The sequence below is a fragment of the Streptomyces sp. NRRL F-5755 genome (assembly GCF_001279365.1).
GTDB classification, from domain to species: Bacteria; Actinomycetota; Actinomycetes; order Streptomycetales; family Streptomycetaceae; genus Streptomyces; species Streptomyces rimosus.
Window position 1 is genome coordinate 104487 of the sequence record NZ_LGCW01000001.1, and the last position, 25568, is coordinate 130054.

23 protein-coding genes are annotated in these 25568 nt (G+C 74.2%); 10 read left to right on the forward strand and 13 right to left on the reverse strand.

Going from position 1 to position 25568, the window contains the following annotated elements; all coding sequences use genetic code 11:
• Positions 1-5: 5 nt before the first annotated feature.
• Positions 6-1073 (forward strand): helix-hairpin-helix domain-containing protein, encoded by a 1068-nt coding sequence (locus ADK86_RS00470; RefSeq protein ID WP_078951665.1) that lies wholly within the window; start codon positions 6-8, stop codon positions 1071-1073.
• Here ADK86_RS00470 and ADK86_RS00475 read toward each other — a convergent pair.
• Positions 1037-1660, reverse strand: a complete 624-nt coding sequence (locus tag ADK86_RS00475) for a pyridoxamine 5'-phosphate oxidase family protein (RefSeq protein WP_053694697.1) — start codon at positions 1658-1660, stop codon at positions 1037-1039. The two genes, ADK86_RS00470 and ADK86_RS00475, sit on opposite strands and share 37 nt — an antisense overlap.
• Positions 1661-1798: 138 nt before the next feature.
• Positions 1799-2383, reverse strand: coding sequence for a TetR/AcrR family transcriptional regulator (locus tag ADK86_RS00480; protein ID WP_053694764.1), 585 nt, complete (start codon positions 2381-2383; stop codon positions 1799-1801).
• Positions 2384-2491: 108 nt separating this feature from the next.
• On the opposite strand from ADK86_RS00480, the gene ADK86_RS00485 reads away from it, so the two are divergent.
• The gene (locus tag ADK86_RS00485; protein WP_053694698.1) at positions 2492-3034 is read left to right on the forward strand and encodes a hypothetical protein; all 543 of its coding nucleotides are present in this window, start codon (positions 2492-2494) and stop codon (positions 3032-3034) included.
• A gap of 310 nt (positions 3035-3344) precedes the next feature.
• Here the strand turns inward: ADK86_RS00485 and ADK86_RS00490 are convergent, their stop codons facing one another.
• Positions 3345-4355 carry a lytic polysaccharide monooxygenase gene (locus ADK86_RS00490; protein WP_053694699.1) on the reverse strand — a complete coding sequence of 337 codons (1011 nt, stop codon included), beginning with the start codon at positions 4353-4355 and terminating at the stop codon, positions 3345-3347.
• A 288-nt stretch (positions 4356-4643) separates the two neighbouring features.
• On the opposite strand from ADK86_RS00490, the gene ADK86_RS00495 reads away from it, so the two are divergent.
• The 4 genes from ADK86_RS00495 (at position 4644) to ADK86_RS00510 (ending at position 11040) form a co-directional block, all read left to right on the forward strand.
• The gene (locus ADK86_RS00495; protein WP_078951655.1) at positions 4644-5912 is read left to right on the forward strand and encodes an ATP-grasp domain-containing protein; all 1269 of its coding nucleotides are present in this window, start codon (positions 4644-4646) and stop codon (positions 5910-5912) included.
• A gap of 107 nt (positions 5913-6019) precedes the next feature.
• Positions 6020-7921 carry an IucA/IucC family protein gene (locus tag ADK86_RS00500; protein ID WP_078951667.1) on the forward strand — a complete coding sequence of 634 codons (1902 nt, stop codon included), beginning with the start codon at positions 6020-6022 and terminating at the stop codon, positions 7919-7921.
• A gap of 78 nt (positions 7922-7999) precedes the next feature.
• Positions 8000-9763 (forward strand): IucA/IucC family protein, encoded by a 1764-nt coding sequence (locus ADK86_RS00505; RefSeq protein WP_053694700.1) that lies wholly within the window; start codon positions 8000-8002, stop codon positions 9761-9763.
• Positions 9760-11040: a type III PLP-dependent enzyme gene (locus ADK86_RS00510; protein ID WP_053694701.1), complete on the forward strand. Its 1281-nt coding sequence runs from the start codon at positions 9760-9762 to the stop codon at positions 11038-11040. Before ADK86_RS00505 ends, ADK86_RS00510 begins: the two co-directional genes overlap by 4 nt.
• 5 nt (positions 11041-11045) lie before the next feature.
• On the opposite strand, the gene ADK86_RS00515 is transcribed toward ADK86_RS00510, so the two are convergent.
• The 5 genes from ADK86_RS00515 to ADK86_RS00535 form a co-directional block, all read right to left on the reverse strand.
• Complete coding sequence (locus tag ADK86_RS00515) at positions 11046-11420, reverse strand: hypothetical protein (protein WP_053694702.1); 375 nt, start codon at positions 11418-11420, stop codon at positions 11046-11048.
• 55 nt (positions 11421-11475) lie between these two features.
• Entirely contained in the window at positions 11476-11868 is a 393-nt protein-coding gene (locus tag ADK86_RS00520) for a roadblock/LC7 domain-containing protein (protein ID WP_003986006.1), read from the reverse strand.
• 76 nt (positions 11869-11944) lie between these two features.
• The gene (locus ADK86_RS00525) at positions 11945-12742 is read right to left on the reverse strand and encodes a transcriptional regulator (protein ID WP_234345615.1); all 798 of its coding nucleotides are present in this window, start codon (positions 12740-12742) and stop codon (positions 11945-11947) included.
• Entirely contained in the window at positions 12739-13128 is a 390-nt protein-coding gene (locus ADK86_RS00530) for a hypothetical protein (RefSeq protein WP_053694703.1), read from the reverse strand. The genes ADK86_RS00525 and ADK86_RS00530 overlap by 4 nt, the downstream gene beginning before the upstream one ends.
• 202 nt (positions 13129-13330) lie before the next feature.
• A complete protein-coding gene (locus tag ADK86_RS00535) occupies positions 13331-14254 on the reverse strand; it encodes a GNAT family N-acetyltransferase (RefSeq protein ID WP_053694768.1) in 924 nt (307 codons plus the stop codon).
• A 221-nt stretch (positions 14255-14475) separates the two neighbouring features.
• Here ADK86_RS00535 and ADK86_RS00540 point away from each other — a divergent pair, with 221 nt between their 5' ends.
• From ADK86_RS00540 to ddaH, 3 genes are read left to right on the forward strand one after another with little or no spacing between them, the layout of a single operon-like run.
• Positions 14476-14874 (forward strand): GntR family transcriptional regulator, encoded by a 399-nt coding sequence (locus ADK86_RS00540; RefSeq protein ID WP_053694704.1) that lies wholly within the window; start codon positions 14476-14478, stop codon positions 14872-14874.
• Complete coding sequence (locus ADK86_RS00545) at positions 14871-15299, forward strand: VOC family protein (protein WP_053694705.1); 429 nt, start codon at positions 14871-14873, stop codon at positions 15297-15299. Before ADK86_RS00540 ends, ADK86_RS00545 begins: the two co-directional genes overlap by 4 nt.
• A complete protein-coding gene (gene ddaH / locus ADK86_RS00550) occupies positions 15296-16072 on the forward strand; it encodes a dimethylargininase (protein ID WP_053694706.1) in 777 nt (258 codons plus the stop codon). The genes ADK86_RS00545 and ddaH overlap by 4 nt, the downstream gene beginning before the upstream one ends.
• A 15-nt stretch (positions 16073-16087) precedes the next feature.
• Here ddaH and ADK86_RS00555 read toward each other — a convergent pair whose 3' ends face one another.
• Positions 16088-17200: a DUF5925 domain-containing protein gene (locus ADK86_RS00555; protein ID WP_033021464.1), complete on the reverse strand. Its 1113-nt coding sequence runs from the start codon at positions 17198-17200 to the stop codon at positions 16088-16090.
• A gap of 325 nt (positions 17201-17525) precedes the next feature.
• On the opposite strand from ADK86_RS00555, the gene ADK86_RS00560 reads away from it, so the two are divergent.
• Positions 17526-18806, forward strand: coding sequence for a GH39 family glycosyl hydrolase (locus ADK86_RS00560; protein WP_420718816.1), 1281 nt, complete (start codon positions 17526-17528; stop codon positions 18804-18806).
• Between the two features lie 33 nt (positions 18807-18839).
• Here ADK86_RS00560 and ADK86_RS00565 read toward each other — a convergent pair whose 3' ends face one another.
• From ADK86_RS00565 to ADK86_RS00580, 4 genes are read right to left on the reverse strand one after another with little or no spacing between them, the layout of a single operon-like run.
• The gene (locus tag ADK86_RS00565) at positions 18840-22712 is read right to left on the reverse strand and encodes a lipopolysaccharide biosynthesis protein (RefSeq protein ID WP_053694707.1); all 3873 of its coding nucleotides are present in this window, start codon (positions 22710-22712) and stop codon (positions 18840-18842) included.
• Positions 22705-23517: a polysaccharide deacetylase family protein gene (locus ADK86_RS00570; RefSeq protein WP_053694708.1), complete on the reverse strand. Its 813-nt coding sequence runs from the start codon at positions 23515-23517 to the stop codon at positions 22705-22707. Before ADK86_RS00570 ends, ADK86_RS00565 begins: the two co-directional genes overlap by 8 nt.
• The gene (locus tag ADK86_RS00575; RefSeq protein ID WP_078951658.1) at positions 23514-24671 is read right to left on the reverse strand and encodes a glycosyltransferase family 2 protein; all 1158 of its coding nucleotides are present in this window, start codon (positions 24669-24671) and stop codon (positions 23514-23516) included. The genes ADK86_RS00570 and ADK86_RS00575 overlap by 4 nt, the downstream gene beginning before the upstream one ends.
• Positions 24668-25483 (reverse strand): glycosyltransferase family 2 protein, encoded by an 816-nt coding sequence (locus tag ADK86_RS00580; protein ID WP_053694709.1) that lies wholly within the window; start codon positions 25481-25483, stop codon positions 24668-24670. Before ADK86_RS00580 ends, ADK86_RS00575 begins: the two co-directional genes overlap by 4 nt.
• Positions 25484-25568: the final 85 nt, after the last annotated feature.

A 25568-nucleotide genomic window follows, 5' to 3' on the forward strand; every position in this document is an offset into this window, starting at 1 on the left:
CGCCGATGAGAGGAACGGCCGGCAGGTCCGGAGCGCCTGCCGAGGTGCTGTACGTACGGTTCCGCGCCGCCGGGGACGGTGGTGCGGAAGGGGGCCAGGGCGCCCCGCTCGGCGAGGAGACCTACGGTCATCTCCTGCGGCTGCTCGGCCAGTTCACGCCGGTGGTCGAGGCGCTGCCGCCGGACGCCGCGCTGGCCGACGTACGCGGAGCGCTGCGCTACTTCGAACGGGACGCCGCGGGCATCGCCGAGCTGATCCGGCTGCGGGCGCTGGCCTGGTACGGGGTGCGGTGCACCATCGGCATTGCCGGCAACCCGCTGCTCGCGCGGATGGCGGCGCAGGGCGCGGCGCCCGGCGAGGTGCGCCAGGTCCCCGGCGACGCCGTCGCGGACTTCCTCGACCGCAAACCGGCCGCCGCGCTGCACGGCGTCGGGCCGGCGACCGCGCGCGCCCTGTGTGCGTACGGACTGGACAGCGTCGGCCGGATCGCCGCCGCGCCGCCCGCGACCCTGCAGCGCATCCTCGGCGCGAAGACCGGCCGGGCGGTGCACGACAAGGCCCGCGGGCTCGACCCGAGCCCGGTCACCCCGAACGCCGCCGCGCGCTCGATCGGCGCCGAACACCGCTTCGCGCACGACGAACTGGACCCGGACCGGCGGCGCCGCGCGCTGCTCTCGCTCGCGGACGACCTCGGCGCCCGGCTGCGCGGCAGCGGCCGGGCGGCCCGCGCGCTCACCCTCACCGTCCGCTACGCCGACCGCTCCACGACGACCCGCGCCCGGCGGCTGCCCGAACCGACCGCGCACGGACCGGCGCTGACGGACGCGGCGTACGCGCTGCACGCGGCGCTCGGGCTGCAACGGGCGCGCGTACGGTCCGTGGCGCTGCGGGCGGAGGACCTGTGCCGGGCCGAACTCGCCACCCGGCAGCTGACGTTCGACCCGGCCGAGGACAAGGCGCGCCGCATCGAGGCGGCCGTGGACCGGGCGCGGGCCCGCTTCGGCGAGGCGGCGGCCCGGCCGGCGGCGAAGCTGGCTCAGCTGTACAGCCGGTCGCCGTACCGCGGGCCGTAGTGCTCCTCCAACTGCTCCAGCGGGGTGTCGGGGACCTCGACACCCTTGGCTATCCGGGCCCGCACGGGCAGCGCATCGGGCTGCCAGCTCTCCGGCTTCCAGAGCCCGGAGCGCAGGAACGCCTTGGCGCAGTGGTAGAAGACCTCGTCGATCTCCACGAGCAGCGCCAGCCGGGGGCGGTGGCCCTTGACGACCATGGCGTCGAAGAACGGCGCGTCGCGCAAAATGCGGGCGCGGCCGTTGACGCGCAGGGTGTCACCGCGGCCCGGAACGACGTAGTCCAGGCCGACCTGAGGGTTGGCGAGGATGTTGCGGAAGCCGTCCACGCGCCGGTTGCCGGGGCGGTCCGGTATCGCGATCGTCGTGTCGTCCAGCACCAGCGTGAAACCGGCCGGGTCGCCCTTGGGCGAGACATCGCACCGGCCCTCGGCGTCCGAGGTGGCCACGTAGCAGAACGGCGAGCACGCCAGCCACTGCCGGTCCAGGTCGTGCAGCCGGTCGCGCACCTTGTGCAGCGCGTGGTCGCTCGGCTCGCCGACCAGCTCGCGCAGCTCCCGCTCGGACGTGATCTCCGCGACCCCGGACATGACCTCCGTGGCCTGCCGGGACGCCGTCCCTGCTCTCGCTGCTTGCTCCGCTGTCGCCATGGCGCTCCCCCTTCGTGCGCAAGGTCAACTCACTTGCGACTGTACGGCACCCCACTGACATCGGCCCGGTGAGACCGCTCACCCCGCCAACAGCGCGGCCGTGCACCGCTCGGCCAGGTCCTCGGCGTGTTCGGGCAGCGGGACGCCGCCGCGTGCGTGGCGGCGCACCAGGGACAGCGGTACGTCGATGACCGCGAGGAAGACCCGCTCGGTGTCCTGCGGGGAGCGCGCCCCCAGGTCCCGCGCGAGAGCGCCGACCGCGTCCCGTACCCGCCGGTGGCCCCGGTCGGCCCGCTCGGCGTACGCGGCCGGCCAGCTGTCCCGGCCGAAGTCCCGCGCCCCGTACAGCAGGAGCGCCGCCTCCTCGGGGTGGGCGCGGCTCCACGCGACGATGTGCCGGGCCGCCGCCGCGCCCGCGGCCCGTGGGTCCGGCGCCGACCGGAGGGCCGCGAAGTACCCCTCCTGGAACCGTTCGACCGTACGCAGCCACACCTCGGCCAGGAGGGCGGGCCGCCCGGCGAAGCGGTGGTAGACCGATCCGCTCGGCGCGCCGACGGCCGCGGCGACCGCGGACATGGTCACCCCCGCCGGGCCCGCCTCGGCGGCCAGCCGGACGGCGGCGTCCAGGAGCAGCGATGTCTCGAAGAGCGGTGGTCTCGCCATGTTCTGGAGGGTACTCTCCAGAACGTATTGGAGGGTGTCCTCCAATAGGGCTCGGTGTGGGGCGGGCCTGCCCTGCCGACGGCCCGCTGTCCTCGGAGGTGGACGGACATGGGGATCTGCAATGTGCACGAACGTGAACTGCCGGTGCCGCCGGCCACCGTCGGCGCGCTGATCGACGGCCTGGCGAGCGCGCACGATCCGCTGTGGCCGGGCCGCGACTGGCCGCCGATGCGGCTCGACCGCCCGCTCGGCGAGGGCGCGGCCGGCGGCCACGGTCCGGTCCGCTACACGGTTGTCGCCCATGTCCCGGGCACCTGGGTGCGGTTCGCCTTCAGGGGGCCGCGTGGTTTCGACGGCTTCCACGAATACACCGTGCATTCCCTCGGGGAGCGGCGGTCGGTGCTGCGGCACACCTTGGCGATGCGGGCCCGCGGCCCGGCCCGGCTCAGCTGGCCGCTGGTCTACCGGCCGCTGCACGACGCGGTCCTGGAAGACAGCCTGGACCGTGCCGAGTTCGCCTGTACGGGAACGGTCGCACGTCCCGCCCGCTGGAGCCCGTACGTACGCCTGCTGCGGCGCCTGGCCGGGAATTCGCGGGATTCTTCCGCCGGAACGGGAATCTCCACCGTGCCGCGGCGCGCTGAGAGATGACACGACGTGAGCGGACCACGGCACGGCGCGCGCCCGGCCCGCTCCCCCGCCGCACCACAGGGGAGTGCGGCGCGGGAGCGGGGCGCGCGGAGCGGCGCCGCCGCCCCCTGAGGTGAAGGGAAGGGGACGGCGGCGCCAGTGTGGGGGGTGAAGCCCCGTGAGGCCAGTGGGGGATGACCTCACGGGGCAAGCCCTGTGGGGTCAGTGGGGGTGACCTCACCAGGGGGCCTGCGGGGCCAGTGGGGGATGACCTCGCAGGGTGGGCCCTCATGGATGTGGGGGGAAGGGCCCTGCGGGAAAAGCGGATGGGTCAGCCGCGCTGCCGGACGGCCTTGCGGCGTGCGCTCGCGAACAGCACCGAGGCGCCCAGTGCCAGGACGGCCGCGCCGCCGATGGCGATCGGCGCGGTCGCGCTGTTGCCGCCGGTCTCGGCGAGGTGGTTCCCGGCCGCCTGCCGGCCACCGGCCTGCTTGGGGTCCACCTCCTTGGCCGCGCCGCCGTTGGGGTGCGCCGCGTTGCCCGCGGCGCCGCTGTCCTGCGCCTTGCCGTCGGTCCCGGCGGCCGGGGCGCCGCCGTGCGCGCCGTGGTGCATGTGGTCGATGGTCGACTTGTCCGCCCCCGCCGCGATCTGCCGGTCGCTCGGCGCGGCGGCGGCCGGGGCGGCGCCCTTGCCCGCGCCGCCGCTGTCCTTGCCGAAGACCACGTCGGAGCAGGTGTAGAACGCCTCGGGGCTGTCCGAGCGCTGCCAGATGCTGTAGACCAGGTGGCGTCCCGACCTGGCGGGCACCTTGCCGCTGAAGACGTAGTCGCCGCCGGTCAGCTTCGGGTTGGTGACCTTGGCGAAGGGCTTGGCCTCCAGGTCGGACCACTTGAGCGGCTTGGCGGGGTCGTAGCCGTCCTTGGTGAGGTACAGCTCGAAGGAGCCGCGGTGCGGGGCGGTCGCCTTGTAGTGGAACGTGTGGTTCCCCGCCCGGAGCTTGGTGGCCGGCCAGTCGGCCCGCGGCAGGTCCAGGCCCTTGTACTCGGCGCTGTTGGCGCTGCACAGCTTGCCGTCCGGGATGCGCTTCCTGGACTGCCCGCCGGCGTTGCCGTCCCGTACGCCGTTCCAGTCGTACAGGGCCTGGGTGCCGCCGGCCGCGACCATCGCCTTGCAGGCCGCGGACTTCGGGTGTTCGGGGCCTTCGGCGAAGCAGGCGGAGATCCGGCTGACCGGGTCGGTCATCGAGCCGTGGGCGACCGCGGGGGTCGCGGAGAGCGCGGTGAACACCAGCGGGGCGATACCGGTCAGCGCGATACCGGCGGCCTTGCGGCGAGCGGTCATCGTGGGGGTCTCCTTCGTCGGGTCGGGGGGAGCGCACCGGCGGGAGCGCCTGATCCCGCCGGTGCGATCAGCACGCTAGCCCCGCTGAGCAGCGGATTCGGGCCCGGAAGCCGGTTCTCGGCGATCTTTATGGCCCGCTTAAGGAAGACCTGAGGGCGGATTAAGTCCTCGGGACGGACCGTGGTGGAGGCAATCCGGAACGCGCAGGGGAGGGGGTGGGAAGGGTGTCGAGGCGCCGATGCGACGCGAGTTGACAAAGTTAGGTATGCCTAACCTAATCTTCGGCGTGTGAACGAGGCCGCACCCCCGAACGACGCCCGCGCGGGCCTGATCCTCCTGGCCCGCAACCCCACCGACTCCGTCACGGAAGGCTTCCTGCCGGCCGCGGCCCGCCTCGGCCTGCCCGTGGCGCTGCTGACCGACCAGCCGGACGCCCACCGGGAGGCGTACGGACGGTACGCGCGCGAGCGGGGCGGTGGCGGCCCGCTGCCCGGCGAGCTGGACATCGTACCGTGCGACGTGTCGGACTTCCGTGCCGTGATCGCGCGAATCGCCGCCGGAATCAGCCGAGTTGGAGCGCCCGCCGCGGTCTTCACCAACAGCGACCACCTCCAGGCCCAGGCCGCCCTGGCCGCCGACTACTTCGGGCTGCCCGGCAAGGACTGGCGGGCCGCGCTCCGCACGAAGAACAAGGCCGAGCTGCGGCGCGCCCTGGCCGCCGCCGGGCTGGACGCCGTGCGGTCCGCCGAAGTGGCGCCGGACGACGACCCGGCCGGGCACGGCATCCCGTATCCCTGCGTCCTCAAACCACGTGAAGGGGTCGCCGGCGAGGACGTCTTCCTGGTCGCGGACGACGCGGAACTGGCCGCCCGCTGCCGCGAGATCCGTTCCCGGCGGCCCGGCGCCGCGCTGGTCCTGGAGGAGTACCTGGACGGCGCCCTGTACACCCTGGAAACCCTCGGCGACGGCCACACCCTGCACCCGCTCGCCTCCTTCCGTACGGACATCTCACCGCCGCCGCACTTCATCGAGGAACGGCTGCGCCTGCTCCCCGAACCGCCCCGGCCCGGCGCGGACCAGGTGCTGGACCAACTGCGCGCGCTCGGCGTCGGCTTCGGTGCCTGCCACACCGAATACGTGGACCAGGGCGGCCGGGCCCGCATCATCGAGGTCAACTACCGCGCCATCGGCGACCAGTGCGACCTGGTCCTCGCCGAGGCACTGGACCTCCCGCTCTTCGAGCTGATCCTCGGTACGCACCTGGGGGAGCGGCTGCCGCGGACCCTGGAGGCGCGGCGCGGCGTGCGGGTGCGCATGGAGTACGTGTGCGCCGGCCGGGACGGGGTGCTGAAGGCGGCCCCGGACGCGCACCTGAGAGAAGCGGACGGCGTCCGGCTCGACTACCGGCCCTTACGCGAGGTGGGCGAGCGGCACCCGCTGTACCGCACCAACCGCGACTTCCTGGGGGTGCTGCGGGCCACCGGACGCGACGAGGAACGTATCGACGCGGCCGTACGGGAGTTCCTGGCCGCCCACCGTTGGGAGATCGTGCCGTGACGGCGGTGACGGGAGACGGCGTACCGGACACGCTGCGCGGTGCGGAGCCCGAGAACTTCACGAGCGGACCCCTCGGTGGTCCGGAGGACGGCGCGGAGGAAGAGCTGATGCGGCGCGTGCTGAGCACGCTGCTGCGCGAGGACGCGTACGGGCTGCGCGGCGCCGCCGGCACGCTGCGCGGCACGGACGGCGACCGGCTGCGGCTGCCCCTCCCCGACGGCCCGGTCCTGGTCCCGGTGGAGGCCGACGGCTTCCAGTGCGAGATCGCCGCCCGTACGGGAGCGCTGGAGCGCCCCGACGGCACACGGGTGACCGGCATCGACGCCATCATGGGCCTGCTGCGCACCGCGGTGCCGCCCGAGGACCGGCCGGGCTTCGACGCCTTCGTCGGCGAGTGTCACCAGGCGCTGGCCACGGCCCGGATGCAGGCCGTGGAGCGCGCGGCGGTGGTCGGCCGGCTCGGCCCGCACGCGGGCGGCGGCGCGTACGGCGGGAACAGCGGGCCGGCGGCCGGCGCGCGCGGCGGGGGCCGGGGCGCGGCACCGGGCGCGCACGCCGTGCCGCCCGGCACGACCGGCGCGTACGACGGCGACCGGGCCTGGTGCGGCCCCGGTGGCGCCCTCGACTACGACACCCTCGCCGCCTACCGCGACCACCCCGTCTACCCCACCGGCCGGGCCCGCATCGGCCTGGACGTCGGCCAGGTGCGCGCCTACGCGCCCGAGTTCGCGCCCGGTTTCGCGCTGCGCTGGCTGGCCCTCCCGTACGAGCACGTCAACGGCGACCCGGCGGCGCTGCCCCACTGGTGGCCCACCCCGGCGGACCTGGGCCTGCCCCGGCTGGACGGCAGCCACCTCGCCCTGCCCGTCCACCCGCTCACCGCCGACGGGCCGCTGGCCGAAGCGCTGCGCGTCCGCGGCCTGGAGGGCGCGGCGCGGCTCGCGGACCGCGCGTGGCTGCGGGTGCGGCCCACCCTGTCGATGCGGACCGTCGCCGTCACCGACGACCCGTACACCCACCTCAAACTGCCGCTCGCCACCGCCACACTGGGCCGCCTCAACCGGCGCGGCATGAAACCGGGCACCCTCGTGGACGGCGCGGTGGGCCAGCGCCTCCTGGAGACCGTCGTCGCCCGCCACCCGCGCTTCGCCGAGACCGTGCTCCTCGCCGACGAGACCACTCACCTGGACGCCGGGCACGACCTGCTGGCCACTCTGGTGCGCCGCTACCCCCGGGGCAGCGGCGGCACGGCGGCCGTGTGCGGGAGCGGCGGTCCGGCCGCCGCGCGGAGCCTGCGCGGCCTGCGCGGTTCCAGCGGTCTGCGCGGCGCGCGGGTGGTGCCGGTGGCCGCGCTCGCGGCCCGGATGCCGGACGGGTCCCTGGTCGCCGACGACCTCGCCCGCCGCTTCTACGGCGGCGACCTGCTCGCCCTCCTCGACGCCTACCTGACCCTCCTGCTGGACTGGCACACCACCCTCTTCGCGTACGGCATCGCGCTGGAGTCCCACCAGCAGAACACCTCGCTCGTCCTGGACGAGGTCGCCGGACGCCCACGTCTGCGCCTGCTGCTCAAGGACAACGACGGGCCGCGGGTGAACACCGTCCGGCTGGCCGCCGTGCTCGGCGGGGACGCCGCCGACCTGTGCGGCTTCGCCGACCGCCGCATCCTGGTGGGCAGCGACGCCCCGGTCGCGGACGTGTTCACCACCATCACCGTCCACCTGTGCGCCGGCGCCCTCGCCTTCGAACTGGCGCGGCTCGGCCGCGCGCCGCTGCCGGTGCTGCTCGGGCAGCTCCGCGCGCGCCTGACGGAGGCCGTGGACCGGCTGGACGCCGCCCCCGGAGCGGCTGCCGCCGTGCTGCGCACCCGTGTCCTGGACGCCGACCGGCTGCCGGTCAAGGCCATGGTCACGGTGGGCAGCCTGCTCACGAAGCGGCGGTCGGGCGCGTCGGACATCAACAAGCACTACGTCACCGGGCCGAACTACCTGACCCCACCGGGCCGGTGACCGCCACCCCCACAGGCACCGTGACCGGACCGCCCACCGCTCGGGCCCCTCTCCCCACCCCTCGTTGGAGTCCCCGCAATGCCCCTCGCCCCCTCCCGCACGGCCGGACCGGACCGCACCGTCCCGCGCTCGGCCGACGAACCCGTCGCCCACACCCTCCTGAACTGCCTGGTGCGCGAGATCTGCAGCCCGGAACGGCAGACCGCCGTGGCCGGTGACCACCTGCTGCTGCGCCTGCCGCGCTGCGGCGAACTGCTGCGGATCGGACTGCGCCGCACCTCGCTGACCGGGGCCCACCGCTTCCGCGGCCCCGCCGGGCAGTGGCGCGACGGCGGCTGGCACGAACTGGGCTGGCAGGAGCTGGCCGCGTGCGCACAGCGCGAGCTGGAGTTGCGTACCGGCGTACGGAACGAGGAGTTCCGCGCGCAGGTCGCGTCCAGCCACGCGGGCGTCACCGCCGCCCTGCGCCGCGCCGCGGCCCCGGCACCGCCCGCGGACCACGACGCCCGCGACACCGGGCCGCACGCCCGCTACCTGCGCTCCGAACAGTCGCTGCTCTTCGGGCACCGCTTCCACCCGACGCCCAAGTCCCGTACGGGCAGCGCCGCCGACTGGGCCCGCTACGCGCCCGAGGCCGGGGCCCGCTTCCAGCTGCGGCACCTGGCCGTACGCGCCGAGTGCGTACGTGAGGAGGCCGCCACGCCCACCGCGCTCCAGGCCCTGGACCGGCAGGGCGAGGTGCCCGACGGCTACCGGCTGCTGCCCGCGCACCCCTGGCAGTACGCGATGCTCGGCGCCCACCCCGCCCTGCGGGACGCCGTACGGCGCGGGGACCTGCTCGACCTGGGGGAGCGCGGCGATGCGTTCGCGCCCACCGCGTCCGTCCGCACGCTCTACGACGGCCGCGCCTTCCTCAAGTTCAGCCTCAACACCCGCATCACCAACTGCGTCCGCAAGAACGCCGACTACGAACTGCGCGGCGCCGTCGCCCTCACCCGCCACCTGGAACCGGTCGCCACCGCCCTCGCCGCGCGCTTCTCGGGCTGCGACCTGCTGCGCGAACCCGGCTACCGCACCGTGGACGTGGGCGACCGCGAACTGGCCGAGGGGCTCGGCGTCATCGTGCGGGAGGGGCTGGAGGAGCGGCTGCGGCCCGGCGTCACCCCGCTGCTGGCCGCCGCCGTGGCCGATGAACACCCCACCAGTGACGCCCAGTTCGGGACACTGCTGCCCGATTCCGGGCCGGTGGCGGCGCTCGGCTGGTGGGACGCGTACCTGTCGCTGCTCGTACCGCCCGTGCTGGCCGCCTACTTCGACCACGGCGTCGTCCTCGAACCGCACCTCCAGAACGTCGTGCTCGGCGTCGACGCCCACGGCATGCCCGCGCAGATCCTCTTCCGCGACCTGGAAGGCACCAAACTGCTGCCCGGCGGCCCGCACGCGGCGTTCCTCGCCGGGCTGCCGGGGGAGGTGGCGCGGCCCCTGGTGTACGACCGGGAGCGCGGCTGGGACCGCGTCGTCTACTGCCTGCTCGTCAACCACCTCGCCGAGACGGCCGCCGCGGTCGCCGACCGGCACCCGGCGCTGGAGGGCGAGCTGTGGCGGGCCGTACGGGGCGTGCTGCGCGAGCGGAGCGCCGCGCACGGCGAGCCGGACGAACTGCGCGCCCTGCTGGCCGGCGCGCCCCTGCCCGCCAAGGCCAACCTGCTGACGCGGTGGGGGCGCGCGGCGGACCGGGAGGCGGAATACGTCCGTATCGCCTCACCGGTCGCGCCCGGTGCCGCGGACGGCGTCCCGCCTGTGCCCACGGCCACCCTCGTCTGCCCCCGGAGCACCGCATGATCACGGAGCTGGCCGCGCGCCAGGTGGACGCCCTCACCGCCGGACACCAAGGCCCCGGCGACACGCTCGACGGCCCGCTGCCCGCCTACGTCTACGACCTGGCCGACCTCGCCGCCCACGCCGCGTCCGTACGGGCCGCCCTGCCGCCCCGCGTCGACCTGTACTACGCGGCCAAGGCCAACCCGGACCCGCGCCTGCTGCGGACGCTCGCCCCGTACATCGACGGCTGCGAGGTCTCCTCCGGGGGCGAGGCCGCGCATGTGCGCGCGGCGGAGCCCGCGCTGCCGCTGGCCTTCGGCGGGCCGGGCAAGACGGAGGCGGAACTGCGCGCCGCCCTGGACCTGGGCGTCGAGCGCTTCCACCTGGAGAGCGAGCACGAGCTGCGGATGCTCTCCGCCCTCGCCCGGGCAGCCGGGCGGGAGGCGGACGTCCTGCTCCGCGTCAACCTGCCGCTGGGCGCCGGGGCCACGGCCGGCGCGGCCCTTGCGATGGGCGGCCGGGCTACGCCGTTCGGCCTCGATCCCGCGCGCGCCGAGCACTGCCTGCCGCTGCTCTGCAACGGCCCGCTGCGGCTGCGCGGCATCCACGCCCACCTGGCCAGCGGCCTCGACGCGCCCGCCCAACTGGCCATCGCCGCGCGGATCACCGACTGGGCCCGGCACTTCGCCGCCCGGCACGGCCACTCCCTGTGCGAGATCGGCCTCGGCGGCGGCATGGCGGTCGACTACGGACGCCCGGAAATCCGCTTCGACTGGGCGGAGTACGGCACCGGGCTCGCCGGACTGGCCGACCGCTACCCCGAGTTCACGCTGCGCATCGAGCCGGGCCGGGCGCTGACCGCGTACTGCGGCTGGTACGTGACCGAGGTGCTGGACGTGAAGCACAGCCACGGCGAGGCGTTCGCCGTCCTGCGCGGCGGCACCCACCACCTGCGCACCCCGGCGGCCAAGGGCCACGACCACCCCTTCGTCGTGCTCCCCGTCGAGGAGTGGACCCGCCCCTGGCCCCGTCCGGGCGCCCACCACCAGGAGGTCACGCTCGCGGGCCAGCTGTGCACCCCGAAGGACGTGCTGGCCCGCCGGGCACCCGTCGCCCACCTGCGCGCGGGCGACCGGGTGGCCTTCGCCCTGGCCGGCGCGTACGCGTGGAACATCTCGCACCACGACTTCCTGATGCACCCGCCGCCGGGCTTCCACTACGTGGGCGGCCCGGAGGCGGCGGCCGTGCCCGCGGGCATGCGGAACGGCGCCGCGCTCCGTGCGCGGCGCCGCTCCTGACCGGGTCAGATGTCCAGTTCGGCTTCGATGCGCCGGAGCTGGTGCCGGGCCATGGCGAGGTTGGACCGGTCCTTGTCGAGCGCCAGGTAGAGGAACAGGCCGCTGCTGTTGCGGGACTTCAGCAGCCGGATGAGGTGGTACTGCGTGCCGAGGGTGATCAGGATGTCCTCGATCTCGTCCTTGAGGCCGAGCATGTCCATGGTGCGGACCTTGGCGCGCACCACGTCGGTGTTGCCGGCGGTGGCGACGGACAGGTCGAGGTCCTTGCCGCCGCCCAGCGTGCCGAGCGCCATGCCGCTGCCGTAGTCGACCAGGGCCGCGCCCAGGGAGCCCTCGATGCCGGTCATCGCTTCTTTGAGTGCTGTCTCGGTGTTGATCATGGGAGTCGCGCTTGCCTTTCGTCCTTGCGGGGAGCGGGGGGTGGTCCGGTTCATGTCAGGGGTTCTCCTGTTGTTCCGGCGCGCCGTCGAGCAGCGCGCTGATGCGGGTGCTGGACCGGCGCGCTTCCAGGCGCACCCGGCCGACGTTGGCCTGCGGCGCCGTCACCAGGGCCAGCGAGGCCGAGCGGCCCGCGGTGTAGGCACCCACCCAGCCGTGGTCCGCCCGGACCAGGAGTTCGTGGGCGGTGCCGTGCCCGGCCGCGGCGGCCAGGCGCAGGGCGGCCCGCAGCGCCTCCGCGGTGCGGGGCCCCAGGTGCTGCGGGTGCTCGCCGGATACGTCTCTGGCCAGCACCCGGCCGTCGTCGCTCACGATCAGTGCCCCGGTGACCTGGGTGACACAGGCCCGCAGCCGCTCCAGTTCACTGGTGAGTTCGGCCTCTGTCGCCATGACGTGTTTCCTTCCGAACAGGCGACGCGATACACGCTTCACGGCGGTGCTCCGCCGGCGACGGAGCGGGGTGACTTCACAGACGGGCCTCCAGTGCGTCACGGACGCGCCGCAGCAGGGCGACATCGGGCGGCTCCGGAGGGCCCGCGGCCCGTGGCGCGCCGCCCGGGAAGCCGCCGGGCGGCGGATGCGACAGGCGGGGGACGAGCAGGCCGGCGACGGCGAGGCGCCGCACCTCCAGGAGTACGTGGAAGGCGGGCCGGCCCAGTTCCCGGGCGATGGCGCCCGGAGTGCGCGTCCCGTCGGCAAGCTCCAGCACGGCTTCCAGGCGTGCCGGAACCCGCAGGCCCGCGGCGGGACGGCGCACGACGGGCGCGTCGGCGATGTCCGGTCCCGGCCACCGGGTGTCCAGCAGCTGCCTGCGCCGCCGCGTCTCCCGCAGTACCCGCTCCGCCGCGACGGAGCGCGGATGGCCGCCGCCCTCCCGTACGAAGCCGTGCTGGAAGCGCGTCGGGCGGTGGTGCGGGGCCAGTACGAAGAACGCCGCGTCGAAGAGAGCGGTCAGCCACCACACCTCGGCCTGGCCCACGGACAGGAAACCCTCCTTGACCAGGCGGCCGGGCACGTGGTCGGGGACCCCCGCCCGTTCGAGCGCCTCGTCCCACACGGCCTGCGGCACCCGTCCGCCCGCGGTGAGCAGGACCTCCAGCCCGGGGGCCGCCGGACTTTCGGCGTGTACGACCCGCCCGCCCACCAGGTAGAGCGTGCCGGGCCCGCACTGGAGGGCGCCGGTGGCCTGCTCGGCGGCCAGGCGCGACAGCATCGAGGGGCGCGGTGGCAGGGCCGGCGGCGCCATGGACGGTGCGGTGCTCATGCCAACGCCAGCTGTCCTGCCACACCCTCCATACGGAGGCGGGCCAGCGCGAGGTTGCCGGACGTCCGGTCCAGCCACAGGTGCAGGAGCACGCTCGGCTCCGCGGCGGGGTCCACGAAGCGCACCAGGTGGTACCCGCTGCGGGTGGTGACGATCAGGTCCTCGACCGGCGGGGCGGGCACCGGGACCGGCCCCTCGGCGAACATCGAGGCGCCTGTCACCAGCCGGGCCAGTTCGGCCGCTTCGGCGGCCGTCGCCTCCGGCCCGCCCAGTGCCTGCTCACCGGCCGACTCCAGTGCGAAACCGCACGTCCAGTCCACCAGCGCGGCGCCCCGTGCGCCGGGCACGTTCATGGCCTCCAGCAGGCTCACATCGATACCGGGCACCCGAACTCCCTCTACTGACACGCTGGTCGGCGCTCCCCGCTTTTCTGGTGACGAGGAGGCTACGCAGCCGGGCCGTGCCCACCGGGTGAACTGGCGCATTCCCTCGGAACTTGTCCCGCGTCAACAGGAGTACGCCCGGACTTGTTCGGTTCCTGACAGGTTCAGGACCCGGAGGACGCCGTTCCCCGCCGGCGCCCGGCCCCTACGCGCCTGTCAGCTCCCTGACGCTGTGCCACTCCACGCGGAAAGGGCGGTAGCCGAACGCCGTGTTGATGGCGAGCATCGGCCCGTTCTCCGCGTCATTGCCCGTGAACGCCTCCGTACAGCCCGCGTCGCGGGCCCGGTGCAGGGAAGCGGTCTTGGCGAGCTTGGCCAGGCCCCGGCCCCGGTGGGGGCGGCGGGTGCCGGTCATCGCCGAGCCGTAACGGCCCCGGCCGTCCGTACCGGCCAGGCAGAACGACGCGACCTCGCCGCCGACCGTCACCACCGTCGTCAGATCCAGATCGATGTCCGGGTGCTCCCAGGTGTGCACGATCCAGTCCTCGTACGTCATCGCGTCCACCGTCAGATCGTCCGGCTCGTCCACCATCACCTCGGCGTCCGCCTCGTACAGCGGCCGGGGATCGGCGCCGAAGTCGGCGGCGGTGCGCAGCTCCGTCCCGGGCGGCAGGCTCGCGGGCAGCGGCGGCAGGGCGGCGCGGACGAGATCGAGGCGGAGGTAACGGGCCGTGCGCAGGGGCCGGTAGCCGCGGCGTCCGGCGAAGGACATCGAGCGGGGGTCGTCCTGGGGATAGGCGTGGAGGTGGGTGGCGCCGAGCCCGGCCAGGTGTTCCTCCGCCACGGCGAGCAGGGCGCTGCCCGCGCCGCGCTCCCGGTACCCGGGGTCGACCAGCGGCATGACGACACCCTGCCCCGGCGTGCTGCTGTCGTGCCGGACCGAGGACTTCACCACGCCGACGACACGGCCGCCCGTTTCGGCGACCCACACCCGCAGTTGCTTGGCGGCCGGTGCCGCGGCGACACCCCAGGCGACCGACTGCGGAGTGGAGACCTCGTACGGCAGCACCCGGTGCCGGAGGTCGCAGACGTCCCGGGCATCGGCGGGACGGAACGGACGCACGGTGATGGTCACCAGCGGGACGGTACGCCGGCCGGGCGCGCGACGCCCGCGAATATCGCCCGGGCCGGGCCGCCTCCGGCCGGGCCGATCCCCCCGGCGCTGCCGGGCGGCCCTCGGTGCCGCGGCACGACATGGGCTGACCTGCGGACACGGCGGGCACCGCTGACGCACAATGGGGGCGACCCACCCCCTGCGTCCCATGCAACCCCCGTACCAGGAGCGCCACCGTGGCCGTCCAGCAAGCGCCGCCCCTGCGGCTGACCATCGACCCGGACGCGGCGGAGGCGCCGTTCGAACAGGTCCGGTCCCAGATCGCCGGGCAGGCCCGCGAGGGCGGGCTGCCGGTCGGCCGCAAACTGCCCACCGTACGCGGCCTCGCCGAACAGCTCGGGCTGGCCGCCAACACCGTCGCCAAGGCGTACCGCGCCCTGGAGACGGACGGAGTGATCGAGACGCGGGGACGCAACGGCACCTTCATCGCCGCGGCCGGCGAGGCGGCCGACAAGGAGGCGGCCGCTGCCGCCGCCTCCTACGCCCGGCGCGCCCGCCGCCTCGGCCTGGACCACGCCGCCGCCCGCGCGGCCGTCCTGGAAGCCCTGCGCGCCACCTACGGAGAGGACGTATGACCGCACTCGCCCGCGTCCAGTGCACCGCCCTGGACTGTCCCGACCCCCTGCTCCTCGCCCGCTTCTACGCGGAACTGCTCGGCGGCGAGATCAACCGCCCCGACTCCCGCTGGACCGCCGACGGCGACTGGGTCACCCTGCACACCGCCACCGGCACGCTCCTGGCCTTCCAGCGCGTCCCCGACCACCGCCCGCCCCGCTGGCCGGACCCGGCGTACCCCCAGCAGTCCCACCTCGACTTCGGCGTGGACGACCTGGAGGCCGCACACCAGCGGGTGCTGGAGGCGGGCGGCACCCTGCTGGACACCTCCCACGACGCCAAGCCCCGCGGCTTCCGGGTCTACGCGGACCCCGCGGGCCACCCGTTCTGCCTCGTCAGGGAACTCCCCGAAGACCGGCAGCACTACCCCGAGGGCACGGCGTGACCAGCAAGGAGGCGCTCATACGCCGCCCCGGGCCGCGCCTCGCGGAAGGGCTGACGACGCACATCGAGCGGCGGCCGGTGGACCCGGACCGCGCGTTGGCCCAGTGGGAGGAGTACGTCGGCGCGCTGCGGGCGCACGGCTGGCGGACCACGGAGGTGGCACCCGCGGACGACTGCCCCGACGCGGTGTTCGTCGAGGACACCATGGTCGTCTTCCGCAACGTCGCGCTGATGTCCCGGCCCGGGGCCGGGTCCCGCCGCCCGGAAGTGGCCGCCGCCGAGGAGGCGGCGGCCGCGCTCGGCTGTTCGCTGGGCCGCATCCGCGCGCCCGGCACGCTCGACGGCGGTGACGTCCTGAAGATGGGCGACACGGTGTACGTCGGGCGCGGCGGCCGCACCAACGCGGAGGGGGTGCGCCAACTCCGGGCCGCGTTCGAACCGTTGGGCGCCCGGGTGACGGCCGTACCGGTCGAAAAGGTGCTGCACCTGAAGTCCGCGGTCACCGCCCTGCCCGACGGCACCGTCATCGGCTATCCGCCCCTGGTCGACGACCCCGCCCTCTTCCCCCGCTTCCGCGCGGTGCCGGAGGAGGCCGGGGCCCATGTCGTCCTGCTCGGCGGCGGACGGCTGCTGATGAGCGCGAGCGCGCCCCGCAGCGCCGAACTGTTCGCCGGTCTCGGCTATGAACCGGTGGTGGTGGACATCGGGGAGTTCGAGAAGCTGGAAGGCTGCGTGACGTGCCTTTCGGTACGGCTGCGGGAGCTGTATGCGTAAGCCGCAGCCGTACGCCTACAGATACAGCCCCGCATCCGCCCCCGCGTCCTGCGCCGGTACCGACGCGGGGCCGATGCCGCGGCGCAGCGCGTACAGCTCGGCGAGGGTCGCGCCGTCGCGGCCGACGCCGTCCTCCCTGCCGAGCCAGCGCACCGCCTCCTGGCGGCTGAGCGGGCCCACCTCGATACGGGCCAGGCAGCGGCCGGGGCGGACCACGGCCGGGTGCATCCGCTCCAGGTCCTCGTTGGTCGTCACGCCGACGAGGACGTTGCGGCCCTGGCCCAGCAGCCCGTCCGTCAGGTTCAGCAGCCGGGACAGCGCCTGCCCCGCCGTGTGCCGGGCCTCGCCGCGGATCAGCTCGTCGCAGTCCTCCAGCAGGAGCAGCCGCCAGCGGCCCTTGCCCGCCGCGTCGTCCTCGCCGATGGCGATGTCCATCAGGTAGCCGATGTCGTTGAAGAGGCGCTCCGGGTCCAGCACGCAGTCGACCTGGCACCAGTCGCGCCAGGAGCGGGCGAGGGTGCGCAGCGCAGAGGTCTTGCCCGTACCGGGCGGGCCGTGCAGCAACAGCAGCCGCCCGGCGATCTCCTCCGGCGCCACCCCCATCAGCCGGTCCAGCGCCTCGGCCACCGGGGCGGTGTAGTTGGGGCGGATCTCCTCCCACGTACCGGCGGAGATCTGGCGGGTCGTACGGTACGGGCCGCGCCGCGGGGAGAGGTACCAGAACCCCATCGACACATCCTCCGGCTGCGGCTCCGGCTCGTCCTCCGCGCCGTCGGCCGACTGGCCGAGCACCTTCACGGCCAGCTCGTCGGAGGTGGCCGTCACGGTCACGTCCGCGCCGCGGTTCCACCGCGACACCAGCAGCGTGAAGCCGTCGCCCTCGGCGAGGGTCGCGCTGCGGTCCTCGTCGCGCGCGGAGCGCAGCACCTTGGCGCCGGGCGGCAGCAGCGTCAGACCGGCCTTGACCCGGTCCACCGAGCGGCTGCGCGCGTACGGCTGCTCGCCGCTGGCGAACCGCCCCAGGAACAGGGCGTCGACGACATCGGACGGCGAATCGCTGTCGTCCATGGTCAAGCGGATCGGGAGGGACTCCTCGGCGGCGGACGGTCGGACGTGGTCGGCACACATGCCCACCATGATCCGGCACCGCGGGCCACGGCGTACATGGATTTTCCCTTGTCGCCCTGGACTTTCACCGCGACCGGACGGCCCGGTGAACGGTCCTCAACACTTAGTGCGAAACCGGCCGAACGGCCCCCGAAGCTGGCTAGGCTGGCCCGTCGTGGGACGTTATGGGGAACGTCACGGTGGGGAACGGCACGGCGGCACGGACACCGGGGGGCGCCCGCGCCCGCCGGATGTGCCGGCGGCCGCGGGATCCGGGCCGGGCCGCAGGCTGCGCAACCGGCCCCGGGCCACCGCACTGCTCGCGATCGGCGTGGCGGCGCTGGCCATGGCCCTGGCGATGTGCGGCTTCCCGCCGGAGAGCGGGAGCAGCGGCGCGGGTTCCGGCGCCTCGCCCGCCGCCCAGGTGGGCTGGGGGTTCACGCACACCGAGTACAGCGCGGACCGCGGCAACGACGCCGCCACGCACAGCGCGTCCGAGCTGCTGTCCGCCGAGCCGATGCCGCAGAACCAGCACATCATGGGCTGGGGCGCGCAGAACCCCGAACCGAGCCCGGGAAAGTACGACTTCAAGGAGCTGGACAGCCGCGTCGACCTGATCCGCCGGACCGGCGGCACGCCGGTCCTCACGCTGTGCTGCGCCCCGGACTGGATGAAGGGCGGCAAGGCCGGCGAGACGGACTGGGGCGCGCTGGAGAAGGCGCCGGACCCGGAGCACTACGCGGACTTCGCCCAGCTGGTCGGCACCATCGCCCGCCGCTATCCGGACATCCGCCACTTCATCGTCTGGAACGAGCTCAAGGGCTTCTACGACGAGGCCCGCAACCGCTGGGACTACGAGGGCTACACCCGCCTGTACAACCTCGTCTACAAGGAACTGAAGAAGATCGACAAGAACAACCAGGTGGGCGGTCCGTACGCGGTCATGGACAGCCACCCGCCCGACGACGACGCGCAGGCGTCCGACGTCAAGGGCCTCTGGGGCAGCCTCGACCAGCGCACCGTCGACGCCGTCGAGTACTGGAACGCGCACAAGGCGGGCGCGGACTTCGTCGTCGTGGACGGCTCCAGCTACACCAAGGACGGCCGGTACGTCCCCGACGCGTTCGCCGCCACCCGTAAATTCGCCGACATCGGGCGCTGGCTGCGCGCGACGACCGGGCTGCCGCTGTGGTGGGCGGAGTGGTACGTCGAGGTCGCGGACGAGAACGACGACCGCAACGGCTGGAGCGAGCCGCGCCGTACCGCCGCCCAGGCGAGCGCGCTGATCTCCATGACCGAGGGCGGCGCCACCAGCGGCTTCTACTGGAACCCGGAGAACGAGGGCGCCGGCTGCCCCGGCTGCCTGTGGCGCAGCACCCAGCTGCGGGGCGGCGGCGGTGAACTGCCCATGATGGACCTGCTGTCCCGGTTCTCCCGCGCCTTTCCGCCCGGCACGTCCTTCGTGCCGGTGGACGTGGCCGCGGGCGACCGGGCCAACCTCCGCGTCCTGGCCGACCGCCGGACCCTCATGGTGGTCAACACCCTCGATCGGCCCGTCCGCACGACGGTGGACGGCCGGAGCCTGACCCTCAAGCCGTACGAGATCCGCTGGGAGAAGCGGTCCTGAGAACCGGGCGCCCGGCCGTCGCCGGGCGCCCGCTCACGACATCGTCACGAACCGCTGCACGAGGGCCACCAGGAAGACGAACAGCAGCGGCAGCGCGAACCAGAACGAACTCTGCAGCCAGCGGAGCTTGCGCACGCTCGGCGGCAGGGCCACCCGCACCACCTCGCGCGCCGCGAGCAGCACGATCAGGGCTCCGGCCGCGAGCGCGCCGACGACCGACCACGTCGTCCAGGTGATGCGCGGCCCGACCGGCCCTGGGTCCGGCTCGTCCACCGGCCCCGGCGGCTGCTGCCGCAGCTCGTACAGCGCCGCGTCCTTGTTGCTCAGGACGCGGCGCAGCTCGGGGCGCTGGTCCAGGGCCGTACGCAGCCGCTGCTCCCAGCCGGCGGAGTAGCCCGCGCCCAGGCGCAGCGATTCCGCCTGGGCGCGGTTGAGCATGAAGTACGAGCGCGGTCCGGCGTCGCGCAGCGCGTTGACGAGCGAGTCGGTCAGGACCGGATCGCGCGGGGCCTGTACGGGCTTGTACTGCACCCGTTCCATGTCCTTCGCGCCCCACGGTATGTCCGGTGTCACGTCGTTGACCGTGTCGTTGGTCGGCCACAGCAGCCGCGCCGTGGGCCGGTCGTGCGCGTAGACGTAGTCCATCGCGGCCACCTCGCCCGGCCGGACGCGCTCGAACGGCTCGTTGCCCCAGCGGGCCACCAGGAACCCGGTGATCAGCACCACGCCCGTCAGCAGGGCGGCGAACGGGCCCAGGCCGCGGCGGGCGCCCGCGGCGCGCGGGAAGAGCGCGAGCGCGCCGAGGACGCAGGCGCCGGGCAGCGCGAACATGAACACCCGCAGCGCCATCTCGCCGCCGTAGGACTGCATGCCGAAGGCGAGGAACGGGACGAAGGTCAGCACCAGCAGCGAGCGTTCGGAGAAGCCCGCGGCGCGCCGCCGCAGCACGCCCCAGCAGGCCAGCGCCAGCACCCCGCCGGCCAGCGCCACCCGTGCGTACAGCACCAGTTTGTGGACGCTGTCGCCGTCGCCGATCCGGCCGGCGACCGATGACGAGACGTTTCCGCCGATGCCGCCCAGCCCGCCGAACAGCTCGTCGAAGTGGCCCGACCAGTACGGCTCGGCGAGGTACCCGACCCACACCACGACCACCACGCCGAACAGCAGCGGCAGCCCGTACAGGGACGTACGCCGGACCAGGACCAGGAACGTCAGCACGCCCAGCATCACGAACGGCGTGAGCTGGTGGCCCGCGACGGACGCCAGGAACAGCAGGCCCAGCACGGCCAGCAGCGCCACCCGCTGCCCCCGCCCGGCAGGCAGGACCTCCGCCTCGCCGGGCCAGCGCCTGCCGCGCAGCACCCGCGGGTCGCGGAACCACACCAGCAGGATCGCGGCGAAGACCAGATAGAGCAGATACGTGAAGCCCTGCGGCGAGAAGTAGTCCTGGCCGACCCAGCCGCACAGCGCGAACAGCCACACCGCGCTCCACTTCGCGCGCCAGCCCGCCCGTACGGACCTCACCAGCAGGCACACCGGGGCCAGATACAGCAGCTGGATGGTCAGCGGCCACCAGCGCAGCACCTCGGTGAAGTCCGTGACACCGCACGCCTCGGCGACGAACTGGGCCGCCGCGAAGAAGCCCGGCCAGCTCCAGCGCGCGTCCAGGTCGGGCACCGCGGAGCCGGTCCGGTCGATGTGGTCCAGGAAGCCCAGATGCTGCCAGGCGGTGGCGAAGCGCGGTTCGGCCTCCAGGACGGCGGGCAGCGCGTGCAGGGCCACCACGGTCAGGACCAGGACGGCCGCCAGCAGGACGCGCCGCGGCCGGGACAGCCACAGCGCCGACGCGAAGGCCAGCACCAGCAGGACGGCGCCCAGCAGCGTCGCCGCGGGCAGCACGCTGATCAGGCCGAGCCCGCCCATCCGGTCCAGGTCGGCGTCGCCCATGCCGCGCAGCGGCAGCCAGAAGAGCGCGAGCGCGGCGACCAGCAGCGCCCAGATGCCGATGTCGGGGCGCCCGCCCAGCCGGGCGGCGAGCCGCGGTCCGAAGGGGAGGGCCGCCGCGATCCGTGGCCCGGACGGGACGGCTGCCGCGATCCGGGCCTTGAGGGGGACGGAGGGGGCGCCGGCGGTGTCCGGGGCCGGGCCGGAGCGGTCCGGCGGGGACCCGTCCGTCCGCGGTTCCGCGACCCGCTCCGTCACCGGCTCGGCCCGGAACACCTTCGCGGAGACCGGCGGCACCGTCTGCTCCGCGGCCCCGTCGCCGTCCCCCTGCGCCCAGGACGGCGCGGGCCGTACGTCCGGCCTGCGCTCCATGTGGTCGAAGTCCACGTGCAGCCCGAGCGGCATCGTGTCCACGTCGCGCAGCGCCCGCTGCGCCCAGCCGGGCCGGTGCGGCACCGCGCCGTCCCCCTCGCCCGCCGCCTCCTGCGCGCGGTCCGGCTCCGGCGGCAGGACGGCGGCGGGTGCCCGCGCATCCCCGAGGTCGCCGTTGACGGCCAGGTCCGCCAGGTCGCCGTCCGGCGCGAGCCCGTCGGCGGGCGCGCGCGTCAGCGGCGCGGCGGGGCGGCCCTTGAGGACGCGGTACAGCTTGACGGAGGCGATGGAGACGATCACCGCCAGGCTGGAGATCTCCGCGACCCCCGCGCCGGTCAGCCCCATCCGCGGCAGCAGCAGCATCGTCAGGCCCAGGACCAGGACACACAGCAGGCCCTGCATGTACGCCAGTCCGGACGTCCGGCTCTGCGCCCGCAGCACCGCGAAGTAGACCTCCATCACGACACGCAGCGCGGCGCCCACCGCGAACCAGCGCAGCAGCGGCGTGGCGGCGTCCGCGTACCCCTTGCCGAAGACGGCGAGGATGTACGGCGCGCAGACGAACAGGAAGAGACAGACCGGGATCATGATCCGGGCCATCCGGCGCAGCGCGGCCCGGGTGTTGTCGGCCAGCCGCGCCGGGTCGTGCGAGCCCTCGACGGTCAGCGAGGCGCCCATGTTGATCGCGAGCAGGTTGACCGTGCCGCCGATCGTGGTGGTGATGTAGAAGTACGCGTTGTCGGCCGAGCTGACCTGCGAGGCGACCAGCACCGGCACCAGGTAGACGACGGCCAGCGAGAACAGCGAGCCCGTGTAGTCCCCGGCCAGGAAGCGGCCCATCTCGCGCAGCGACGGCGGCCGGGCGCCGCGTTCGGTGGCCCGGATGTGCCGGGGCACCAGCCGCCGGAACACCAGCCACCCCAGCGGCAGCACGGACACCGCGATGGCCGCGACCCACGAGACGAACACGCCCGCCGTCGGGATCGCCGCGGCGAACGCCACCAGCAGCACCAGCTTGACCGTCGAGAAGACGAAGTTGCCGACCGGCACCCACATCGCGCTGCGCAGCCCGGTCAGCACCCCGTCCTGGAGGGTCAGCAGCGACCAGGCGACGACGGCGACGATGAACCCGATCCCGTGGACGGGCCCGTGCAGGAAGCCGTACGACGGCCCCCAGAAGTCCAGGGTCAGCAGGAAGACCGCCGCGGCCAGCGCGACGATCAGCGAACTGCCCAGGTAGGTACGGCGGACCAGCCGCCCTGTGGTGCGCCCCGCGATGGGGATGTAACGGGCCAGCGCCCCGGTCAGCGTCAGCGAGGTCAGCCCCGCCAGCAGCTTCATCGCGGCGATGGCCGCCGAGCCCTGGCCGACCGCGGACTCCGTGTAGTACCGGGCCGCGACCAGCCAGAACCCCAGACCGAGCAGCCCGGAGATGCCGGTGTTCAGCATCAGCGCATAGGCGTTGCGGAACAGCGGGCTGCCCCCGCCGCCCTTCCCGCCGGCGCCCCGGCCGCCGAACAGGCGTCGCCGCCCGCCCCCGGCCGGGCTCCGGTCCGCACGCTCCTCGGTCCGGGTGGTCGTGTCAGACACGGCTTCCGCGCACCTTCCCCACTGCCTCGACTGCCTGACGGGTCCTGCGGACCACGGCGTATCCCTTGGTGAGCGCCCGGTCCCGGGCGAAGAACCGCCCGATGCCCCGGCCCGCCACCAGCCGTGCGAACTCCTCCGTACCGGTACTGCGCCGCACCGTCATCCGCGCCAGCGCGTACGGCCCCTGGCGCGGCGCGGCGAGCGCGTTGCCCACCGCCAGCGCCTGCCGGAAGCCCGCCCCGCGCACCGCCCGCCGCACCCGGCGGCTGGAATAGCCGTACGGGTAGGCGAACGACACCGGCGGCGCGCCCAGTTCGTCGGCGACGATCTGCTTGCAGCGTGTGATCTCGAACCACAGGCGGTCGTCCGAGAGCTGGTCCAGCTGCGGGTGGGTGTGACTGTGCCCGCCGATCTCCACCCCGGCGGCGGCCAGTTGGCGGGCCTGGTCCCAGTCGAGCATGGTGTCCAGGCCGCCTCCGGTGTCGTACGGGCCGCGCAGCCAGCCCGTCGAGACGAAGAGGGTGGCCGCGAAGCCGTGCTTGGCCAGGGCGGGCAGGGCGTGCCGGTGCACGCCCTCGTAACCGTCGTCGAAGGTGATCAGCACCGGACGTGCGGGCAGCGGACCGCCGCGCCGCCAGGCCGCCGCCAGATCGGCGGTGGTCAGCGGCGTGAATCCGCTGTCGTCCAGTACCGCCATCTGCTCGGCGAACGCCTCCGGGGTCACGGACAGGTCCAGGGTGGCCCGCGCGGGCGCGTGCGCGACCGCGTGGTACATCAGGATCGGTACGACGCGCGGCTCGGTCATGCCACCGCCCCCTCACTCCCCGAGGACGAAGACTCGCCGCGGGCCGGGGGAGTTGCGGGGGCGGGCACCTTGGCCGGTTCGGGCGGTCCGGCCGGTTCCCGGCCAGTACCGCCCGTCCCGTCCGTACCGCCCGCCCCGCCCCGCACGGGCACCACCACGAAGCCGCTGCCCACCGTCCGCCGGTCGCGGCGCGCCCGCAGACTGCCGAGCGCGTACCCGAACGCGGCGGACGACACGCCCGCCACGATCGCGCCCGCCCGCCCGGCACCGCCCGGCCGCCGCAGCAGCGCGTCGCGCACGCCGCGCGCCACCCCCGCCGGCAGCACCCGGGTGGTGTACCGCCGCTCCGCCGACAGCCCGTCCCGCGTGCCCACGCTGCGCGTCACCAGCGCCTTGGACAGGCCCTCCGCGTACGTACGGGACCGGAAGTACGCGAAGCGCTCGCGGTCCCCCGGCACCCGGTGGTGGATCACCGACCGGTCGTCGACCAGCAGCACCGCGTCCGGCACCGCGCGCGCCAGCCGGATGCACAGCTCCGTCTCCTCGCAGCCCAGCGGCCGCTTCCCGGCGTCCCGGCCGATGCCGGTGGCGAACCCGCCGGCGATCTCGAACGCCTCCCGCCGGAAGGAGGCGTTGCCGCCCAGGACGTTGCGCACGCGGACCGTGTGCGGCCCGCCGGGGCCGTCGTCCCCGGGGAACAGCCCCCGGTACGCGCAGCCCACCACCCAGTCGAACTCCTCCGGGAACCAGGGCGGCCGGCGCCCCGAGGCCCACACCGGCTCGGTCCGGCCGCCGACCGCCAGCACCCGCGGATCGGCGTAGCCCTCGGCGAAGTGCAGCAGCCAGCCGCGCTCGGCCACCGCGTCGTCGTCCAGGAAGGCGATCACCTCCCCGGTGGACTCCGCGATGCCGGTGTTGCGCCCGGCGGACAGGCCGCGCGGCCCGGCGTTGGCCAGGACGCGCACCGGACCGCTGCGGCCCGCTGACGCGAAATGAGCGCTCAGCCGCTCCTGCAGCACCGGATTGTGGTCGACCACGAGCAGCGTCTCGTGAGCCGGCAGGGACTGGTCGTGCACCGAGGCCGCCGCGGCGAGAATGTCGCCCCAGCGGTCCTCGGTGTACGCGCAGATCACCACGGAGACGCGGACGCTCAAGACGCCTCTCCCGTGATCACGGCCGGGCGGGCGGGGCGCTTGTGGCGGGTGCTGCGCTCGCGCAGTATCACCTTCAGCACCCGGAACCCGTCCCGCACGGCGCGCAGATTGCTCACGCCGTGGATGCGGTTGTACTCGTGGCTGGGGATCTCCTGGACCTTCAGACCGGCCTTGACCACGCGGATGTTCATCAGCGTCTCGACCTCGAACCCGTTGCAGTCCAGGGCGATCTGGTCCAGGCAGTGCCGCCAGAAGGCGTTGTATCCGTAGCACAGATCCGTGTAACGGGCGCCGAACTTGGCGTTGACCACGGTGGTCAGCACCCGGTTGCCGAGCTTGCGCACCGGTGTCATGTCGTCGGTGCCGCCGCCGTTGGCGAACCGCGAGCCCTTGGCGAAGTCCGCGCCCCCCACCAGCGCGGAGACATAGCTGACGATCTCGGCGCCGTCCGCCGAGCCGTCCGCGTCGACCATCACGATGATGTCGCCCGTGCAGGCCGCGAACCCGCTGATCAGGGCATCTCCCTTGCCCTTGCCGCGCTGTTCGACGACCTTGACGTCCGGCCGCAGTTCGCGGGCCACCGCCACCGTGTCGTCGGTGGAATTCCCGTCCACCAGGACTACTTCATGTATCCACTCCGGAAGTGTCTTGAAGACGTACGGCAGATTCTCCGCCTCGTTCATCGCGGGTATCACGACGCTGACCGGCGGAGCTATGGCCAGGTGCGAGGAAACGGGACGGTATTGCCCCTCGGCGCTCACCGGCGGCAACGGCTTCTGATCCGTTTCCGCGGAGCGGAGGAATGAACTCATGAGTGTGTTTCCCTCTCGTCCGGTGGGCCGCCCACCCCCGGGCGGCCCGGATGGGTATCCGGTTCGAAAGGGGGGTTCACACCCC

Coding starts and splice junctions, on each gene's coding strand:
- ADK86_RS00570 (WP_053694708.1), bottom strand. CDS start 23,517: ATGACCGAGCCGCGCGTCGTACCGATCCTGATGTACCACGCGGTCGCG.
- ADK86_RS00470 (WP_078951665.1), top strand. CDS start 6: ATGAGAGGAACGGCCGGCAGGTCCGGAGCGCCTGCCGAGGTGCTGTAC.
- ADK86_RS00500 (WP_078951667.1), top strand. CDS start 6,020: ATGCGGCGCGTGCTGAGCACGCTGCTGCGCGAGGACGCGTACGGGCTG.
- ADK86_RS00545 (WP_053694705.1), top strand. CDS start 14,871: ATGACCGCACTCGCCCGCGTCCAGTGCACCGCCCTGGACTGTCCCGAC.
- ADK86_RS00485 (WP_053694698.1), top strand. CDS start 2,492: ATGGGGATCTGCAATGTGCACGAACGTGAACTGCCGGTGCCGCCGGCC.
- ADK86_RS00520 (WP_003986006.1), bottom strand. CDS start 11,868: ATGGCGACAGAGGCCGAACTCACCAGTGAACTGGAGCGGCTGCGGGCC.
- ADK86_RS00475 (WP_053694697.1), bottom strand. CDS start 1,660: ATGTCCGGGGTCGCGGAGATCACGTCCGAGCGGGAGCTGCGCGAGCTG.
- ADK86_RS00525 (WP_234345615.1), bottom strand. CDS start 12,742: ATGAGCACCGCACCGTCCATGGCGCCGCCGGCCCTGCCACCGCGCCCC.
- ADK86_RS00510 (WP_053694701.1), top strand. CDS start 9,760: ATGATCACGGAGCTGGCCGCGCGCCAGGTGGACGCCCTCACCGCCGGA.
- ADK86_RS00515 (WP_053694702.1), bottom strand. CDS start 11,420: ATGATCAACACCGAGACAGCACTCAAAGAAGCGATGACCGGCATCGAG.
- ADK86_RS00505 (WP_053694700.1), top strand. CDS start 8,000: ATGCCCCTCGCCCCCTCCCGCACGGCCGGACCGGACCGCACCGTCCCG.
- ADK86_RS00555 (WP_033021464.1), bottom strand. CDS start 17,200: ATGTGTGCCGACCACGTCCGACCGTCCGCCGCCGAGGAGTCCCTCCCG.
- ADK86_RS00490 (WP_053694699.1), bottom strand. CDS start 4,355: ATGACCGCTCGCCGCAAGGCCGCCGGTATCGCGCTGACCGGTATCGCC.
- ADK86_RS00480 (WP_053694764.1), bottom strand. CDS start 2,383: ATGGCGAGACCACCGCTCTTCGAGACATCGCTGCTCCTGGACGCCGCC.
- ADK86_RS00560 (WP_420718816.1), top strand. CDS start 17,526: ATGGCCCTGGCGATGTGCGGCTTCCCGCCGGAGAGCGGGAGCAGCGGC.
- ADK86_RS00580 (WP_053694709.1), bottom strand. CDS start 25,483: ATGAGTTCATTCCTCCGCTCCGCGGAAACGGATCAGAAGCCGTTGCCG.